Genomic DNA, 15,731 nt, shown 5'->3' on the forward strand with positions numbered 1-15,731 from the left:
TGCCTGCGGCGGTCGTCAGTCCGTGGACGTGATGGACGTGGCTACAGGCTTGCGCGTGGCGCAGACGCCGCATTGGGGGTCACGTGCAATCCGAAGCGTGTCGAATGCGGTTCGACGGCCGTCGAACATCAACAGGCTGCCGGCCAGCGACGGTGAGATGCCAGCCAGCAGCTTGAGCGCCTCGCTGGCCTGCAGCGTGCCGATGGTGCCCACCACGGGTGCAAACACACCCATCACGGCACAGCGTGTTTCCTCGAAGTCGGCCTGCGGTGGAAAAATGCACGCGTAGCAGGGTGACGTGGCGTCTCGCGTGTCGTACACGCTGAGCTGTCCATCGAAGCGCAATGCAGCGCCGGCCACCAGCGGCTTGCCATGCACCACGCAGGCGTGGTTGACGATGTGGCGGGTGGCGAAGTTGTCGCAACAGTCGACCACCACGTCCGTGCCGGGCAGCAATTGGTCCAGCAGGGCGGCATCGGCGCGCTGCGCATGCGTGACGACGTCGATGGTCGGGTTCAGCGCGCGCATGGCTTGCGCCGCGGAGTCGACTTTGGGCAGGCCCACGCGTGCCGTGGAATGGGCCACCTGACGCTGGAGATTGGTGAGGTCGACCTCATCATCATCGACCAGCGTGATGCGGCCCACACCGGCGGCTGCCAGGTACAAGGCGACCGGCGAGCCCAGCCCGCCGGCCCCGATCACCAGGGCATGCGCCCTGCTGACCCGTTCCTGGCCGTCGATGCCGAACTCCTCCAGAAGAATGTGGCGCGAGTAGCGCAGCAGCTCAAGATCTTCCATGCCTGGATGCCCGGGCTTCAGTCGCTGGCTCAGTTTTCCTTCTTCTCTTCCTTGTTGTCGACGATGACCTGTGTCTTGCTGACCATCACCGGCGCGCCCTTGAGGCGGTTGAGCGCCTGTGTGAGCGGGAAGTCCTTGTCGGAGCCGAACTCAGGCACCTTGCGGTCGGCCGCTGGTTTCTTGGCTTCTTCTTCCAGGCGTTTGCGTGCTTCGTCGCGTGCCTTTTCACGCTCGGGGTCCTTGGCTTCGGGGCCCTGGCCGCTGGCCAGATGCTTCTCGAGGTCGGCCTCGCGCATGCGCAACGCGGCGTACGGGCTGCCCTCGGCGCTTTCATCGATCAGCACGTTTGGCACGATGCCCTTGGCCTGAATCGACGTGCCGCTCGGCGTGTAGTAGCGCGCTGTCGTGATCTTCAGACCCGTGTCAGGGCCGAGCGGACGCACGGTCTGCACGGAACCCTTGCCGAAGGTCTGGCTGCCCATGATGGTGGCGCGCTTGTGGTCCTGCAGGGCGCCGGCGACGATCTCGCTGGCCGACGCGGAACCTTCGTTCACGAGCACGACCAACGGCACCGTCTTGAGCGCTGCAGGCAGGCTCTTGAGCGGATCGGTGCCGCTGCGGCGCTGGTAGAACTCAGGCGCTGCCTTGTAGACCGCTTTGCTTTCGGCCAGCTGGCCGTCGGTGGACACGACGGTGGCGTTTTCCGGCAGGAAGGCGGCCGAAATGGCCACGGCCGCATCGAGCAGGCCACCCGGATCGTTGCGCAGGTCGAGCACCAACCCCTTGACGTTCGGGTCCTGCTTGTAGATTTCGTCGACCTTCTTGACGAAGTCATCGACCGTGCGCTCCTGGAACTGGGACAAGCGGATCCAGGCGTAGCCCGGCTCCATGATCTTGCCGCGGACCGACTGCGTGCGGATCTCCTCGCGGGTGATCGTCACCGGGAAGGTGCGGTTCTCGTCCTTGCGGAAAATCGTCAGGAGCACCTTCGTACCCGATTCGCCCCGCATGCGCTTGACCGCGTCATTGAGCGAAAGGCCGCGCACGGCGGTGTCGTCGATCCGGGTGATCAGGTCGTTGGGCTTCAGGCCGGCACGAAAGGCCGGCGAGCCCTCGATCGGCGAAACGACCTTGATCAGCCCGTCTTCCTGCGAAATCTCGATGCCCACGCCGACGAACCGGCCGGTGGTGCCTTCGCGGAATTCCTTGAACGATTTCTTGTCGAAATACTGCGAATGCGGGTCGAGTCCGGCCACCATGCCGGAGATGGCGTCGGAGATGAGCTTCTTCTCGTCCACCGGCTCGACGTAATCGCTCTTGACCATGCCGAAGACGGCCGCGAGCTGCTGGAGCTCTTCGAGCGGCAGTGGTGCAAGCGAGCCGCGCGCGACCGTCTGCAGGGAAACGGTGGTCAGCACGCCGGCGACTGCGCCTGCGGCAACCCAGCCGGTGATCTTCAATTTCTGGCCCATGTCTATGTGTCCTTGTCGGCTGTGAGACCAATATACACAGCTTGGAAGCAATTTGTCTTCCGGGGTTCCGGTAGACCGCAAAGTAAGTGCAAGTGGGCCGGTTCGCGCGATGTCACGCCTTGCCCTGGGTCGCCACGGCCGCGGCTGCCTTGGCGGCTGCCTCGGCGTCGCCCAGGTAGTAGTGGCGCAGGGGCTTCAGGTCGTCATCGAGCTCATAGACCAGGGGAATACCATTGGGGATGTTCAGCCCGACGATGTCGCTGTCGGAGATGCCGTCGAGGTATTTGATGAGCGCGCGGATCGAGTTGCCGTGCGCAGCGACCACCAGGCGGCGTCCGCTGCGGATGGCCGGTGCCATCGACTCGTTCCAGAACGGCAGCACCCGTGCGACCGTGTCCTTCAGGCACTCGGTCAGCGGCACCTGCTCGGCGGCCAGTTTGGCGTAGCGGACGTCGCCGCGCTCGCTGCGCGGGTCGTTGGCTTCCAGCGGCGGCGGCGGCGTGTCGTAGCTGCGGCGCCAGACCAGCACCTGCTCGTCGCCGTACTTCTTGGCTGTTTCAGCCTTGTTGAGTCCTTGCAGGCCGCCGTAATGGCGTTCGTTCAGGCGCCACGAATGCACCACCGGCAGCCAGGTGCGGTCGAGTTCGTCGAGCGTGTGCCAGAGCGTGCGCGTCGCGCGCTTGAGCACGCTGGTGTAGGCGACGTCGAAGTCGTAGCCCTCGGCCTTGAGCAGCCGGCCGGCCTGCTTGGCCTGTTCCACGCCGGTGGGCGTCAGGTCGACGTCGGTCCAGCCTGTGAAGCGGTTTTCGAGATTCCAGGTGGATTCGCCGTGGCGAATCAGTACCAGTTTGTGCATAGGAGACCTTCGACGGGGGAGTTTGAAAAGGGATGCGACGTACGACGCGATCCGTGCATTCTAAAATCCGTGGTTTGCCCATCAAGGAACATTGTGAAATTCATCGTCGACAACTGGATGCTGATCCTGATTGCGCTCAGTTCGGGCAGCATGCTGGCGTGGCCGCTGATCCGCGGTACGGGCGGCGGATCGCTCACGGCCCAGGGTGCGGTGCAGCTCATCAACCGTTCGCGCGGCGTGATGGTCGATGTGCGCAATGCCGAGGAATACGCCGCTGGCCACGCGACGGGTGCGAAGAACGTGCCATTCGACCAGCTCGAGGCCAAGCTGCCGCTTGCCGTGAAGAACAAGACCGTGCCGCTGCTGCTCATGTGCGCCACGGGCGCACGCGCGCAGCGTGCGGTGGCCGCGGCCAAGAAACTGGGCTACGAACAGGCCCAAGCCGTCGCAGGCGGACTCAAGGGCTGGAAAGAAGCCAATCTGCCGGTTGAAAAAGCCTGAAGCGGCCCTGAACTGGAATTGATCATGCAAACCGTCAAGATGTACACCACCGCCGTCTGCCCTTATTGCACCCGTGCAAAGCAGATCCTCAAGGCCAAGGGGGTCGAGCAGATCGAGGAGATCCGCATCGACAGCGACCCGCAGGCGCGCGCGCAGATGATGGAAATCACCCAGCGCCGCACCGTGCCGCAGATCTTCATCGGCGACACGCACGTCGGTGGCTGCGACGACCTGATCGCGCTCGACGGCCGCGGCGGCCTCGTGCCGCTGCTGCAGTCCTGAACGCAGGCTGACATACCGCCGGGCGATAATCGTCCGTTCACCCGTATCAGTCCACTGCGCCCCAGGCGCAGTCCGGGCTTGTTTTGATTTCGAAAGTGCATTCGCCATGGCCGACCAAGATCCCGTATTCCAGATTCAGCGCGTCTACCTGAAAGACCTGTCGCTCGAGCAGCCCAATTCGCCCGGGATCCTGCTGGAACAGGACCAGCCCACTGTCGACATCCAGCTGGGCGTGGACGCACAGCCCGTGACCGACGGCATCTTCGAAGTGACTGTCTCGGCCACGGTGCAGACCAAGCTGGGCGATCGCACCGTGTTCCTGGTCGAAGCCAAGCAGGCCGGGATCTTCGAAATCCGCAACCTGCCGGAAGACCAGATGGGTCCGATCCTCGGCATCGCTTGCCCGCAGATCGTGTACCCCTACCTGCGCGGCAACGTGGCCGACGTCATCCAGCGTGGCGGTTTCCCGCCGGTGCACCTGGCAGAAATCAACTTCCAGGCGATGTTCGAGCAGCAGCAGGCGCAGGCCGCCGGCCAGCCTTCGCCGATCCTGACGCAGTAACGCGGCAGTCCTCCGTCCGCGCCGATGAAGATCTGCGTCCACGGCGCCGGCGCCTGGGGCACGGCCGTTGCTGTCAATGCGTCCGCGCGCCACGAGGTCACGCTTTGGGCGCGCGATGCCGCCCAGGCCGACGCGATGTCGGCCCAGCGCGAAAACGCCCGTTACCTGCCCGGCCTGGCCTTGCCAGCGTCGCTCGCCGTGCGTGCGGGCGGTATTGTCGAGGCAAGTTCAGGTGTCGATCTCGTCGTTGTGGCCACACCCATGGCCGCCTTGCGCGAGCAGCTCACCGCGCTGCGTGGCATCACCGTACCGGTGGCCTGGCTGTGCAAGGGCGTCGAGCCCGCGCGCGGTGTCGGCACGACGTCGTATGGGCTGCTCGCGCATGAGATCTGGGCGCAGGTGGCGCCTGACTTGATGGCGGGGGTGCTGAGCGGTCCGAGCTTTGCACGCGAAGTCGTCGAAGGCCGGCCCACCGCGCTGGTGGCGGCCAGCCCGCATGCGGCGGTGCGCGATGCGCTGGTCGACGCATTCCACGGCCCGGCGCTGCGCGTGTACGCCAACGAAGACATCGTGGGTGTGGAGGTCGGTGGCGCGGTCAAGAACGTGCTGGCCATCGCCACGGGCCTGTGCGATGGACTCGCGCTTGGCCTGAACGCCCGCGCAGCCTTGATCACGCGTGGCCTCGCTGAAATGACGCGTTTCGGCCTGGCGCTCGGTGCACGTGCCGAGACCTTCATGGGGCTTTCGGGACTGGGTGACCTGGTGCTGACGGCCACCGGCGACCTCTCGCGCAACCGCAAGGTCGGCCTGCTCCTGGCCCAGGGCCGCACCTTGGCAGAAGCCGTCGATTCGCTGGGGCATGTGGCCGAGGGCGTGTATTGCGCCCGTACGGTGGTGCAGCGCGCACGTGGCCTGGGCATTGAAATGCCGATCGCCGAGGGTGTCGTGGCGTTGCTCGACGGCCGTGTGAGCCCGCAGGATGCGGTCGCCGCGCTGACCGGGCGCGACCCGGTGTCTGAGTAAGCCGGTCCGGCGCGCCCCGGCAGGTGCAGGGGCGGCCCCGCACGGTCCCTAGGGCTGGAGCTCCAGTGTGCAGCTGTCGCCGAGCGCCTGGCGCCACACCCGCACGCGCGCCAGGGAGGGCTCAAAGTCAGGCAACGCATCGGCGATGAACAGGCACAGGTTTTCCAGCGTGGGCGGGTGCAGGCCGGGCACGTCGTCCAGCAGGCGGTGATCGAGCTGCTCGCGCACGTCGTCCAATCGCCGGCGCAACAGGCCCAGGTCGATCACCATGCCCGTCGCCGGATCACGCTCGCCCGACAGCCAGACTTCGGCATGGTAGGTATGGCCGTGGATGCGGCGGCTGCCTTCAGTCTCGATGGCACGGTTGAGCGTGTGGGCGGCGTCGAAGAAAAAGCGTTGGCTGAGGGTGAAGCGCATCGTCGGGGAAGTTCTGGGTGAGGCGTGGCTGTTTCAGCGAATGCCGGTGATCTTGTGTGTCTGCACGCTCAGGCGCCAGACGGGCTGTTCCATGCAGGCGGCGATGCACAGTTCGGTGTGGAGGATCCGGTCGGGGCCGTCCATCGGCTGAAGAAATCGCAAGGCGAAGTCGCCGGTACGCGCCATCGTGTCGAGGTCCAGGCCCGGCTGCGGCCATACCAGCTTGAGTTCCTGGCCGCGCTGCTGCACCCAAGGCGCACCTGCCTTGGGGCTGATGCAAAGCCAGTCGATGCCGGCAGGCGCTTCGACCGTTCCGTTGCTCTCCACCGCAATGCGAAAGCGCCGCGCGTGCAGCGCATCGACCAGTGCTGCATCAACCTGCAGCAGCGGTTCGCCGCCGGTCAGCACCACCAGGCGATGGTCGACGTCGCCAGCAGGCCACTGGCTGGCGATGGTGTCGGCCAGCGCGTTGGCGTCTTGGAACTTGCCGCCCAGCGTGCCGTCGGTGCCGACGAAGTCGGTATCGCAGAAGCGGCAGATGGCATCGGCGCGGTCGGCCTCGCGCCCGCTCCAGAGGTTGCAGCCAGCGAAACGGCAGAAAACGGCCGGCATGCCCGCCTGGCCGCCTTCGCCTTGCAGGGTGTAGAAGATTTCCTTGACGCTGTAAGTCATGACGGGTTTATTCCTGCGGGCGTCTGTGGCCGGGCATCGTGTGTCTGAAAAAAAGTGAAAAGCGGAAGGCTGGTCAGCCGGCGCGCGGCACCCCGAGCGGGGATGTCGGCGGTCTGCAGGTCGGTCGGCGAACGTGCGGTGTGCGCGGCATCTTCAAGCTGGCACGTAGGCCAGCCGGACGTAGATGGGCGCAAATGCTTCCGCCTGCGTGATGTCGATCAAGGTTTCCTTGGCAAGTTCCAGCATCGCGATGAAGGTGACCACCAGGACCGGCACGCCACGCGTCACGTCGAACAGCTTCTCGAACTCGACGAAGCGCTGGCCCTGCAATTGGCGCAGCACGATGCTCATGTGCTCGCGCACGCTGAGTTCCTCGCGCGAAATCTTGTGGTGCTGCACGAGCTTGGCCCGCTTCATGATGTCGGCCCAAGCGTCGCGCAGGTCGACCACGTTCATCTCCGGAAAGCGCGGCTTCATCGACTGCTCGATGTAGACCTGCGCCTTCCAGAAGTCTCGGCCATACACCGGCATGGCACTCAGCGCCGCCGCCTGCAGCTTGGTGTGTTCGTACTCCAGCAGGCGCCGTACCAGCTCTGCGCGCGGGTCTTCGGCTTCCTCGCCGTCGGCCGTCTTCTTGGGCGGCAGCAGCATGCGCGATTTGATCTCGATGAGCATGGCCGCCATCAGCAGGTATTCGGCTGCCAGCTCCAGGTTGGTGCGACGCACCTGATCGACGTAGGCGAGGTACTGGCGCGTCAGCCCCGCCATCGGAATGTCGAGGATGTTGAAGTTCTGCTTGCGGATGAGGTAGAGCAGCAGGTCGAGCGGACCTTCGAAAGCTTCAAGAAAGACCTGCAGCGCCTCCGGCGGGATGTACAGGTCGTTCGGCAACGCGAACAGCGGCTCGCCGTAGAGGCGGGCAAGCGCCACCTGGTCCACCACCTGCGGCATCGCGCCGACGACTTCTGCGCCGGAATCGTTGCCGCCCATGGCGGATGCGGCACTCACTTACTTGACTTGGGTCTGATAGACGTAGGGCTGCTGGGCGACCTTGGCCTGGCCGTACTCGTCGAGCAGGCTGCGGTCGACCTGCTTGTCCCACAGCAGGGCGCGGCCGGCGCGCTGTTCGGCCTCGAGCGAAGGCTTCTTGGCCTTGAGTGCATCGATGAACTGGGTGGCATCGGAGGTGTAGTGGGGACGATTGAAGATGGACATAGACTGGAACCCTTTGCGGCCGATTTTACCGGGGATGGCATGGCGCACATGATTTCGAGAAGGATGCTCACCATGGGAGTGCTCAGCGCGCTGCTGGCGTTGGTCGGTTGCGACAACCGTGCCATCAGCGAACTGGAGGAGGGCGTCTCGACCGAGGCCGACGTGCGGGCGCGGTTCGGCCAGCCGGAGAACGTCTGGGAATCGCCGGCAGGGCGGGTCTTCGAATACAACCGCCAGCCGCAGGGCCAGAAGAACTACATGATCACCATCGGCGCCGACGGCAAAATGGCCGCGCTGCGCCAGGTGCTCACGCCTGAGAACTTTGCCAAGGTTCAGCCGGGCATGGCCATGGAAGACCTGCGCAAGCTGCTCGGCAAGCCGGCCAAGGTCCAGCCCTGGGCCCTCAAGCGCGAGACCGACTGGGAATGGCGTTGGGTGCAGCCGCCGAATTCGCCGATGGTGTTTTCCGTGACGCTCAATGACGACCAGCGCGTGGTCCGCAGTGGGTCCTCGCCCGATCGGGGTACGGAAGCACCCTGAACTGCAGGGTCAGGGCGCGGCCCCCCCGCCGGGGAGCACCGCGCCCACGGCACGCCCGCCCAGGCGCGCCGTGCCGATGGCGGCATCGGCGGCCAGGCCGACCGCCGAGGCGCCCACGCTCACCGCAGTGCCCGCCACGCTCACGACGGCACCGCCGACGGCTACCACCGCGCAGCCGCTGCTGAGCACCACGGCGCACAGGCACAGCCCTGTCATCGCGGCACGCGCCGGACGGCGGGCGGCCGCGAGGGTCCGTACGGCAGAAAAAATGGGCATGGTGTGGGGCGTCCTGGCGCAATCCTGGCGAATGTCGGTGGCGGCGTCGCTGGGTGCATCAGTGGATGCGCATGCCGGGCGTGGCGCCGGGCCAGGGTTCCAGCACGTGGATCCCGGGCTGGGCCTTTTCGTCGGCATGGCTGGCAGCCAGCACCATGCCTTCGCTGATGCCGAACTTCATTTTGCGTGGCGCCAGGTTCGCCACCAGCACGGTGAGCTTGCCGGTCAGCTGCTCAGGCTGATAGGCCGAGGCGATGCCGCTGAACACATTGCGCAGGCGGCCTTCGCCCGCGTCCAATGTCAGCCGCAGCAACTTGGTCGAGCCTTCGACCGGCTCGCAGGCCACGATCTTGGCGATGCGCAGGTCGACCTTCACGAAGTCGTCGATGGTGATGGTCGGGGCGATCGCCTCGCCGCCGGGTAGCGTGGCAGGCGTGGCGGCCGCGGCGTTGGCGTCGGTCGCCGCGACGGCAGGCACTTCGGCGGGTTCGAACAGCGTGTCGAGCACCTTGGGGTCGACGCGCTGCATCAGGTGCTTGTAGTCGCTGATCACATGGCCGGCGTGGAGCGCGCCGTCGGCATCCCGCCATTCGAGCGGCGCGATCTTCAGGAACGATTCGACGCTTGCAGCCAGTGCCGGCAGCACCGGCTTCAGGTACAGCGTGAGCAGGCGGAACGCTTCGATGCAGACCGTGCACACGTCGTGCAGACGGGCTTCCATGCCTTCCTTCTTGGCCAGCTCCCAGGGCTTGTTGGCATCGACGTACTCGTTCACGCGGTCGGCCAGCGCCATGGTTTCGCGCAGCGCGCGGGCCGTGTCGCGCCCGTCGTACAGCGCGCGGATGTCCGGCGCCTGGCTGCGCAGGTGGGCAAGCAGTTCGGCGCCGTCCGCTGTCACCGTGCCCAGTTGCCCGGCGAAGCGTTTGCCGATGAACCCGGCTGCGCGGCTCGCGATGTTGATGTACTTGCCCACCAGATCGCTGTTGACGCGCGCGACGAAGTCCTCGGGGTTGAAGTCGATGTCCTCGTTGCGGCCGCTGAGCTTGGCGGCGAGGTAGTAGCGCAGGTGCTCGGGGTTCAGGCCGATCGACAGGTAGCGCAACGGGTCGATGCCGGTGCCGCGGCTCTTGCTCATCTTCTCGCCGCTGACCGTCAGGTGGCCGTGCACGTGGATCGCATCGGGCGCCTTGCGGCCGCTGAAGTACAGCATCGCGGGCCAGAAGAGCGTGTGGAAGGTGATGATGTCCTTGCCGATGAAATGCACCTGTTCCAGGTCCGGGTCCGCCATGTACTCGGTGTACGAGATGCCGTCGCCGCCTGCCTCGATGCAGCGCTTGTCCAGCAGGTTCTTCAGCGAGGCGAGGTAGCCCACCGGCGCGTCCATCCAGACGTAGAAGTACTTGCCCGGCGCATCGGGGATCTCGATGCCGAAGTAGGGCGCGTCGCGGCTGATGTCCCAGTCGCCCAGGCCGCCTTTGCCTTCATCGTCCTTGTAAAGCCACTCGCGGATCTTGTTCTGCACTTCGGGCTGCACGTGGCCGGCGGCGGCGGTCCATTCCTTCAGGAAGGCCTCGCAGCGCGGGTCCGACAGCTTGAAGAAGAAGTGGTCGGAGCTGCGCAGCTCGGGCTTGGCGCCCGACAGCGCAGAGTACGGATTGATCAGCTCGGTCGGCGCATACACCGCACCGCAGACCTCGCAGTTGTCGCCGTATTGGTCCTTCGCATGGCAGTTGGGGCACTCGCCCTTGATGAAGCGGTCCGCCAGGAACATGCGCTTTTCAGGGTCGTAGAACTGCTCGACGCTCTTGGTGCTGATGAGGCCCGCCTTGTCGCGCAGGTCGCGGTAGATCTCTTGCGCGAGCTGGTGGTTTTCCGGCGAGTCGGTCGAGCTCCAGTTGTCGAAGGCGATGTGGAAGCCGTCGAGGTAGGGTTTGCGGCCCGCCGCGATTTCGGCCACGAAGGCCTGCGGCGTGATGCCGGCCTTGTCGGCCGCAATGGTGATGGCCGCGCCGTGCGCGTCGTCGGCGCAGACGAAGTCGACCTGCGCACCCGTCATTCGCTGGAACCGCACCCAGATGTCGGCCTGGATGTACTCCATGATGTGGCCGATGTGGAACTTGCCGTTGGCGTACGGCAGGGCGGTGGTGACGAAGAGCTTGCGCTGGGGCATCGGAGGCGCTTTCTGGGCGAAGAAACGGAAGGCGGAGGGAGCGGCGGCCGACGTGAGCGCTGGCCGGGTGAGCATTTTAGGCGGCGGCGCTCCGGCCTGCCCCCACGGCGCAATAATCCGCCTCTTTGCCTGCGTCCGTCATGCGCACGATGCCCACCGTCCTGAATTTCGCCTACGGTTCCAACATGCTGCTGGCGCGCCTGCGCCAGCGCGTGCCGTCCGCGCGCATGCGGGTGGTCGCGACACTGCCGGGGCACGCGCTGCGCTGGCACAAACTGGGGCAGGACGGCTCCGGCAAGTGCGACGTGCTGGCCGTCGACGATCCGCAGGCGTCTGTGATCGGCGTCGTCTTCGAGATCGCGCTGAGCGACAAACCCCGGCTCGATGCGGCAGAGGACCTGGGCGTGGGCTATGCCGAGAAGGAAGTCGACGTGCAGACCCACGCGGGCCCGGTGCGGGCCTGGGTCTACCACGCTCTGCGCATCGACCCGGCTGCCGTGCCCTTCGACTGGTACAAGGCGCTAGTGCTGGCCGGTGCCCGGGAACATGGATTGCCGCCCAGCTACGTCGACAGGCTCGACGCCACGCCCTCGCGGCCCGACGCGGACCTGGCCCGCGCTGCCCGTAATTTCGCGCTTTTGGGGGCATCGCCCGACGCCGCCACGCAGAGCGCCTAGGATCGACACTTCCAGACCGACCCGCAAGAGAGAGCACGCCATGACCACCCCCATCCCCGCCACCCTGATTCCCGGCGACGGCATCGGCCCCGAGATCGTCGACGCCACGCTGGCCGCGCTCGATGCGCTGAAGGCTCCGTTCGAGTGGGACCGCCAGATCGCCGGCCTGGGCGGCGTGCAGCAAGCGGGCGACCCGCTGCCCGCGGCCACGCTCGACAGCATTCGGCGCACCCGGCTCGCGCTCAAGGGGCCGCTGGAGACGCCGTCGGGCGGCGGCTACCGCTCATCGAACGTGCGGCTGCGCGAGGAGTTCCAGCTCTATGCCAACCTCCGGCCGGCGCGCACCATCATCCCGGGCGGTCGGTTCGACAAGATCGACCTGATGGTCGTGCGGGAGAACCTCGAAGGGCTCTACATCGGCCACGAGCACTACGTGCGCATCGACGGCGACCCGCATGCCGTGGGCATGGCCACCGGCATCAACACGCGCCAGGGCTGCCGCCGCCTGCTCGAATATGCGTTCGAGACGGCGATCGCCACAGGCCGCAAAAAGGTCACGCTGGTGCACAAGGCGAACATCATGAAGGTGCTCACGGGTCTGTTCCTTGAAACCGGCCTGCAGATGTACGAGGAGAAGTACAAGGGCAAGTTCGAGCTCGACACCATCATCGTGGACGCCTGCGCGATGAAGCTGGTGCTCAACCCCTGGCAGTTCGACATGCTGGTGACCACCAACCTGTTCGGCGACATCCTGAGCGACCTGGTGGCCGGCCTGGTCGGTGGGCTGGGCATGGCGCCGGGTGCCAACATCGGCGCCGACGCTGCCATCTTCGAAGCCGTGCACGGCTCGGCGCCCGACATCGCGGGCAAGGGCATCGCCAACCCGGTGGCGCTGCTGTTGGCCGCTGCCATGATGCTCGACCACTGCAAGCTGCACGACCGTGCCACGCGCCTGCGCGAGGCGATCGACGCGACCCTGAACATCGACCGCGTGCGCACCGGCGATCTGGGCGGCACGGCCAGCACGGCCGCCTTCACCCAGGCGCTGGTCAGCCGGATCGCCAACGCCTGATGCCGGCCGTGGACACCCCTTCGTTGCCGGTCTCGTCGTCCGTGCCGGTGTTATCGCTGCTGGAGACCCGCGTGCTGGGCGTGCTGATCGAAAAGCAGCGCACCGTGCCCGACAGCTACCCGCTCACGCTCAATGCGCTGGTTGCGGGCTGCAACCAGAAGACCAGCCGCAACCCGGTGCTCGAGGTCAGCGATGCCCAGGCCCAGGCCGCGCTCGACAGCCTCAAGGGCTATCACCTGGTTGGCGAGAGCAGCGGCGGGCGCACCTTTCGCTACGAGCACAACGCCGCACGGGTGCTGCACCTGCCCTCGCAGTCGGTGATTCTTCTGGCCGTGCTGATGCTGCGCGGGCCGCAGACGGCCGGCGAACTGCGCATCGCGTGCGACCGCATGCACAACTTCGCCGACATCTCGTCGGTCGAGGGCTTTCTGGACGAACTTGCCGAGCGTCCGGCCGGCGCGCTGGTGCTCAAGCTGGCACGCCTGCCCGGCGCGCGAGAAAGCCGCTGGGCGCACCTGCTGAGCGGCACGCCGGCCGAGCAGGCCGCGGGCCCCGAGGCCGCGCCGTCGGCGCACGTCGACATGTCGCTGGGCGAGATCGGCGCGCTCAAGGCGAATGTGCTGCGGCTGGAGGGCGAAGTGGGCGCGTTGCGGTCGATGCTCGTGCGCGTCTGTGCCGAGCTGGGCATCGATCCGATGGCAGAGCCGCCGGACACGGCAGCGCGCTAACGACGCGCCAACCCATCCGGCGCTGCGTGCTCGAGCTTCCAGGCGAAGAAGCGCAGCACCTCGTCGCGCTGGCGCAGCGTGTCGGCACGGCCGAGCGCCATCAACTCGCGCGTGAAGCGGGTGTCGAAGAGCAGGTAGCTCGCGAGCGCGGACGACTTGGCCGCGCCGCCAGGGGTGCTTTCCTGCGCGCTGAACATGCGCCGCAAGACGCCCGGCAGCGCCGCGGTGTGCCGTGCGGCGATGGCGTCGATGCGCTCGGACGGCGAAATCACCAGCAGTTCGATCGGCCGCAGGTGGGTGTGGCGACGGCCCTCGGGTGGAATCAGCGCCAGGGTCTGGTTGATGCGCTCCAGCCTTTCCACGTCCACGGTCAGCGCGTCCAGGAAAATGTTGGAGAGCGCGTGGCCGGCGATCTGCGCGAGTGTCGGCCGGCCGCTGAAGGTGTTGGGGCCTGGTTGCGTCATCGGCTCGTGCAGGCGTCCGGCGCCCACCACCAGTACGCGTTGGGCGCCCAGGTGGATGGCCGAGGCGATGGGTGCCGACTGTCGCATGGAGCCATCGCCGAAGTATTCGGAGTGCGCGTTCATGGCGATTTCGGTGGCCGGGAACACGAAGGGAATGGCCGACGAGGCGAGCAGATGGTCGTGCGTGATGCGCCCCGGCACGGCAATGCGCTGCGAGCGTTCCCAGGGCGGCATCGGCGTGGCCGATTCGTAGAAGGTGAAGTGGGCGCCCGAGCTGTAGCTCGACGCGGTCACGGCCAGCGCCTGCAGGTGGCCGGCGGCCATCAGCTGCGGCAGCCGCTCCAGCGGCACCACGCGGCGCAGCAGGTCGGCCAGCGGCGCGTTGTCCAGCAGCGAGCGCGGCTGCTCGCGCCGCCACCGGGAAAACAGCTGCGCCAGGCCCAGCAGGATGCGCCAGCGCCCCGGCACGTCCAGCCGCGCAAGCGCATCGGTGCGATAGACGTGGTCGGTGCGCAGGCCCTGCCAGATGTCGGCGATGTGACGCACCGCGCCATCGAAGTCGTCGGCGTGGGTGGCCAGCGCAGCGGCGTTGATGGCGCCGGCGGAAGTGCCCGTGATCACATGGAAGGGGTTGCCGTGGCCCTCTGCGCCCGCGGCGCGGCGCAGGTCGGCAATGGCTTCGAGCACGCCGGCCTGGTAGGCCGCGCGCGCACCGCCGCCAGTCAGCAGCAAGCCGGTGGTGCCGGTGGGATGGGCGTAGGCGGTCACGGGCGTTCGGAAGTCTGTCAATGCGATATCGGCAGTTTCGACGGCGGGCTGCAGGGTGGCTGCGACCCTGGCACCTTCTAGGGGCTTGGGTAGCGCACTAGACTACCCGCCATTCAGGAGTTAGAACAATGGCAGTTACCCAAGAGGGCCTGATGGCCGCGCTCAAGGCGGTCGTCGACCCGAACACCGGCAAGGATTTCGTCACCGGCAAGGCGCTGAAGAACATTCAGATCCACGAAGGCGACGTCTCCTTCGACCTCGAACTGGGCTACCCGGCCAAGAGCCAGCATCCGGCCTTGCGCCGCGCGCTGGTGGCGGCGGCCCGCACGGCCGCGGGCGTGGACAACGTGTCGGTGAACATCGTCACGCGCGTCACCAGCCATGCGGTGCAGCGCGGCGTGCAGCTGCTGCCCAACGTGAAGAACATCATTGCCGTGGCGTCGGGCAAGGGCGGGGTGGGCAAGAGCACCACGGCCGCCAACCTGGCGCTGGCGCTGGCCGCCGAGGGTGCGGCCGTGGGCCTGCTGGATGCCGACATCTACGGCCCGAGCCAGCCGATGATGTTCGGCATCGACCGCCGCCCCGAAAGCGAAGACGGCAAGACCATGGAGCCGCTGGAGAACCACGGCGTGCAGGTGATGTCGATCGGCTTCCTGGTCGACCAGGAAGAGGCCATGATCTGGCGCGGCCCGATGGCCACGCAGGCGCTCGAGCAGCTGCTGCGCCAGACCAACTGGAAAGACCTCGACTACCTGATCATCGACATGCCGCCGGGCACCGGCGACATCCAGCTCACGCTCTCCCAGCGCGTGCCGATGACCGGTGCGGTGATCGTCACCACGCCGCAGGACATTGCGCTGCTCGACGCCAAGAAGGGCATCAAGATGTTCGAGAAGGTTGGCGTGCCGATCCTGGGCATCGTCGAAAACATGGCCGTGCACATCTGCTCGAACTGCGGCCACGTCGAACACATTTTCGGCGCCGACGGCGGCAAGACCATGGCCGCGCAGTACGGCATGGATTACCTGGGCGCGCTGCCGCTGCACATCGACATCCGCATGCAGGCCGACAGCGGCAAGCCCACGGTGGTGGCCGACCCGGACGGCGAGATCGCCGGCATCTACAAGTCGGTTGCGCGCCAAGTGGCGGTCGGCATTGCTGAAAAGGCCAAGGATTTCTCGGCCAAGTTCCCGACCATCACGGTCAGCAAGAACACTTGAGCCCTGGGGCAGGGCGTC

Annotated in this window: 19 protein-coding genes; 9 read left to right on the plus strand and 10 right to left on the minus strand. The window is 66.6% G+C overall.

Going from position 1 to position 15,731, the window contains the following annotated elements; translation table 11 throughout:
• Positions 1 to 15: 15 nt before the first annotated feature.
• The 3 genes from J2W36_RS10340 to gpmA form a co-directional block, all read right to left on the minus strand.
• Positions 16 to 798 (minus strand): HesA/MoeB/ThiF family protein, encoded by a 783-nt coding sequence (locus J2W36_RS10340; RefSeq protein ID WP_307689645.1) that lies wholly within the window; start codon positions 796 to 798, stop codon positions 16 to 18.
• A 29-nt stretch (positions 799 to 827) separates the two neighbouring features.
• A complete protein-coding gene (locus J2W36_RS10345) occupies positions 828 to 2,270 on the minus strand; it encodes a S41 family peptidase (RefSeq protein WP_307689646.1) in 1,443 nt (480 codons plus the stop codon).
• 112 nt (positions 2,271 to 2,382) lie between these two features.
• Positions 2,383 to 3,126, minus strand: a complete 744-nt coding sequence (gene gpmA / locus J2W36_RS10350) for a 2,3-diphosphoglycerate-dependent phosphoglycerate mutase (protein WP_307689647.1) — start codon at positions 3,124 to 3,126, stop codon at positions 2,383 to 2,385.
• A gap of 93 nt (positions 3,127 to 3,219) precedes the next feature.
• On the opposite strand from gpmA, the gene J2W36_RS10355 reads away from it, so the two are divergent.
• From J2W36_RS10355 to J2W36_RS10370, 4 genes are all read left to right on the plus strand, one after another.
• Complete coding sequence (locus J2W36_RS10355; protein ID WP_307689648.1) at positions 3,220 to 3,627, plus strand: rhodanese-like domain-containing protein; 408 nt, start codon at positions 3,220 to 3,222, stop codon at positions 3,625 to 3,627.
• A 24-nt stretch (positions 3,628 to 3,651) separates the two neighbouring features.
• Positions 3,652 to 3,909 carry a glutaredoxin 3 gene (gene grxC, locus J2W36_RS10360; protein ID WP_307689649.1) on the plus strand — a complete coding sequence of 86 codons (258 nt, stop codon included), beginning with the start codon at positions 3,652 to 3,654 and terminating at the stop codon, positions 3,907 to 3,909.
• 106 nt (positions 3,910 to 4,015) lie between these two features.
• Positions 4,016 to 4,471: a protein-export chaperone SecB gene (secB, locus tag J2W36_RS10365; RefSeq protein ID WP_307689651.1), complete on the plus strand. Its 456-nt coding sequence runs from the start codon at positions 4,016 to 4,018 to the stop codon at positions 4,469 to 4,471.
• Between the two features lie 24 nt (positions 4,472 to 4,495).
• Entirely contained in the window at positions 4,496 to 5,494 is a 999-nt protein-coding gene (locus tag J2W36_RS10370; protein WP_307689652.1) for an NAD(P)H-dependent glycerol-3-phosphate dehydrogenase, read from the plus strand.
• 48 nt (positions 5,495 to 5,542) lie between these two features.
• Here J2W36_RS10370 and J2W36_RS10375 read toward each other — a convergent pair whose 3' ends face one another.
• The 4 genes from J2W36_RS10375 to J2W36_RS10390 form a co-directional block, all read right to left on the minus strand.
• Entirely contained in the window at positions 5,543 to 5,911 is a 369-nt protein-coding gene (locus J2W36_RS10375; protein ID WP_307689653.1) for a 6-carboxytetrahydropterin synthase, read from the minus strand.
• Positions 5,912 to 5,944: 33 nt separating this feature from the next.
• Positions 5,945 to 6,583, minus strand: a complete 639-nt coding sequence (gene queE / locus J2W36_RS10380; protein WP_307689655.1) for a 7-carboxy-7-deazaguanine synthase — start codon at positions 6,581 to 6,583, stop codon at positions 5,945 to 5,947.
• A 153-nt stretch (positions 6,584 to 6,736) separates the two neighbouring features.
• Positions 6,737 to 7,573 (minus strand): segregation and condensation protein A, encoded by an 837-nt coding sequence (locus J2W36_RS10385; protein WP_307689941.1) that lies wholly within the window; start codon positions 7,571 to 7,573, stop codon positions 6,737 to 6,739.
• A gap of 18 nt (positions 7,574 to 7,591) precedes the next feature.
• Entirely contained in the window at positions 7,592 to 7,798 is a 207-nt protein-coding gene (locus tag J2W36_RS10390) for a DUF3460 family protein (protein WP_307689656.1), read from the minus strand.
• A gap of 72 nt (positions 7,799 to 7,870) precedes the next feature.
• Here J2W36_RS10390 and J2W36_RS10395 point away from each other — a divergent pair, with 72 nt between their 5' ends.
• Complete coding sequence (locus J2W36_RS10395; protein ID WP_307689657.1) at positions 7,871 to 8,338, plus strand: outer membrane protein assembly factor BamE; 468 nt, start codon at positions 7,871 to 7,873, stop codon at positions 8,336 to 8,338.
• A gap of 9 nt (positions 8,339 to 8,347) precedes the next feature.
• On the opposite strand, the gene J2W36_RS10400 is transcribed toward J2W36_RS10395, so the two are convergent.
• Positions 8,348 to 8,614: a hypothetical protein gene (locus tag J2W36_RS10400; protein ID WP_307689658.1), complete on the minus strand. Its 267-nt coding sequence runs from the start codon at positions 8,612 to 8,614 to the stop codon at positions 8,348 to 8,350.
• A gap of 58 nt (positions 8,615 to 8,672) precedes the next feature.
• A complete protein-coding gene (metG, locus tag J2W36_RS10405) occupies positions 8,673 to 10,784 on the minus strand; it encodes a methionine--tRNA ligase (RefSeq protein WP_307689659.1) in 2,112 nt (703 codons plus the stop codon).
• 149 nt (positions 10,785 to 10,933) lie between these two features.
• Here metG and J2W36_RS10410 point away from each other — a divergent pair, with 149 nt between their 5' ends.
• Genes J2W36_RS10410 through J2W36_RS10420 form a run of 3 tightly spaced genes read left to right on the plus strand, consistent with a single transcriptional unit; the run spans position 10,934 to position 13,261 of the window.
• Complete coding sequence (locus tag J2W36_RS10410; RefSeq protein WP_307689660.1) at positions 10,934 to 11,461, plus strand: gamma-glutamylcyclotransferase family protein; 528 nt, start codon at positions 10,934 to 10,936, stop codon at positions 11,459 to 11,461.
• Between the two features lie 40 nt (positions 11,462 to 11,501).
• On the plus strand, positions 11,502 to 12,533 hold the full coding sequence (locus tag J2W36_RS10415; protein WP_307689661.1) for an isocitrate/isopropylmalate dehydrogenase family protein: 1,032 nt from the start codon (positions 11,502 to 11,504) through the stop codon (positions 12,531 to 12,533).
• A gap of 8 nt (positions 12,534 to 12,541) precedes the next feature.
• Complete coding sequence (locus tag J2W36_RS10420) at positions 12,542 to 13,261, plus strand: YceH family protein (protein ID WP_307689662.1); 720 nt, start codon at positions 12,542 to 12,544, stop codon at positions 13,259 to 13,261.
• On the opposite strand, the gene J2W36_RS10425 is transcribed toward J2W36_RS10420, so the two are convergent.
• A complete protein-coding gene (locus J2W36_RS10425; RefSeq protein WP_307689663.1) occupies positions 13,258 to 14,493 on the minus strand; it encodes a patatin-like phospholipase family protein in 1,236 nt (411 codons plus the stop codon). The genes J2W36_RS10420 and J2W36_RS10425 overlap by 4 nt on opposite strands.
• A gap of 128 nt (positions 14,494 to 14,621) precedes the next feature.
• Between J2W36_RS10425 and apbC the strand changes: the two genes are divergently transcribed.
• On the plus strand, positions 14,622 to 15,713 hold the full coding sequence (gene apbC, locus J2W36_RS10430; protein ID WP_307689664.1) for an iron-sulfur cluster carrier protein ApbC: 1,092 nt from the start codon (positions 14,622 to 14,624) through the stop codon (positions 15,711 to 15,713).
• The last annotated feature ends 18 nt before the right edge of the window (positions 15,714 to 15,731 follow it).

It is taken from the genome of Variovorax ginsengisoli (assembly GCF_030811835.1).
GTDB lineage: Bacteria > Pseudomonadota > Gammaproteobacteria > Burkholderiales > Burkholderiaceae_C > Variovorax > Variovorax ginsengisoli_C.

Excerpts from the sequence above, each read along its gene's own strand:
- J2W36_RS10340 (WP_307689645.1), bottom strand. The coding sequence starts at position 798 with ATGGAAGATCTTGAGCTGCTGCGCTACTCGCGCCACATTCTTCTGGAG.
- J2W36_RS10345 (WP_307689646.1), bottom strand. The coding sequence starts at position 2,270 with ATGGGCCAGAAATTGAAGATCACCGGCTGGGTTGCCGCAGGCGCAGTC.
- gpmA (WP_307689647.1), bottom strand. The coding sequence starts at position 3,126 with ATGCACAAACTGGTACTGATTCGCCACGGCGAATCCACCTGGAATCTC.
- grxC (WP_307689649.1), top strand. The coding sequence starts at position 3,652 with ATGCAAACCGTCAAGATGTACACCACCGCCGTCTGCCCTTATTGCACC.
- secB (WP_307689651.1), top strand. The coding sequence starts at position 4,016 with ATGGCCGACCAAGATCCCGTATTCCAGATTCAGCGCGTCTACCTGAAA.
- J2W36_RS10370 (WP_307689652.1), top strand. The coding sequence starts at position 4,496 with ATGAAGATCTGCGTCCACGGCGCCGGCGCCTGGGGCACGGCCGTTGCT.
- J2W36_RS10375 (WP_307689653.1), bottom strand. The coding sequence starts at position 5,911 with ATGCGCTTCACCCTCAGCCAACGCTTTTTCTTCGACGCCGCCCACACG.
- queE (WP_307689655.1), bottom strand. The coding sequence starts at position 6,583 with ATGACTTACAGCGTCAAGGAAATCTTCTACACCCTGCAAGGCGAAGGC.
- J2W36_RS10385 (WP_307689941.1), bottom strand. The coding sequence starts at position 7,573 with ATGGGCGGCAACGATTCCGGCGCAGAAGTCGTCGGCGCGATGCCGCAG.
- J2W36_RS10390 (WP_307689656.1), bottom strand. The coding sequence starts at position 7,798 with ATGTCCATCTTCAATCGTCCCCACTACACCTCCGATGCCACCCAGTTC.
- J2W36_RS10395 (WP_307689657.1), top strand. The coding sequence starts at position 7,871 with ATGGGAGTGCTCAGCGCGCTGCTGGCGTTGGTCGGTTGCGACAACCGT.
- J2W36_RS10400 (WP_307689658.1), bottom strand. The coding sequence starts at position 8,614 with ATGCCCATTTTTTCTGCCGTACGGACCCTCGCGGCCGCCCGCCGTCCG.
- metG (WP_307689659.1), bottom strand. The coding sequence starts at position 10,784 with ATGCCCCAGCGCAAGCTCTTCGTCACCACCGCCCTGCCGTACGCCAAC.
- J2W36_RS10410 (WP_307689660.1), top strand. The coding sequence starts at position 10,934 with ATGCCCACCGTCCTGAATTTCGCCTACGGTTCCAACATGCTGCTGGCG.
- J2W36_RS10415 (WP_307689661.1), top strand. The coding sequence starts at position 11,502 with ATGACCACCCCCATCCCCGCCACCCTGATTCCCGGCGACGGCATCGGC.
- apbC (WP_307689664.1), top strand. The coding sequence starts at position 14,622 with ATGGCAGTTACCCAAGAGGGCCTGATGGCCGCGCTCAAGGCGGTCGTC.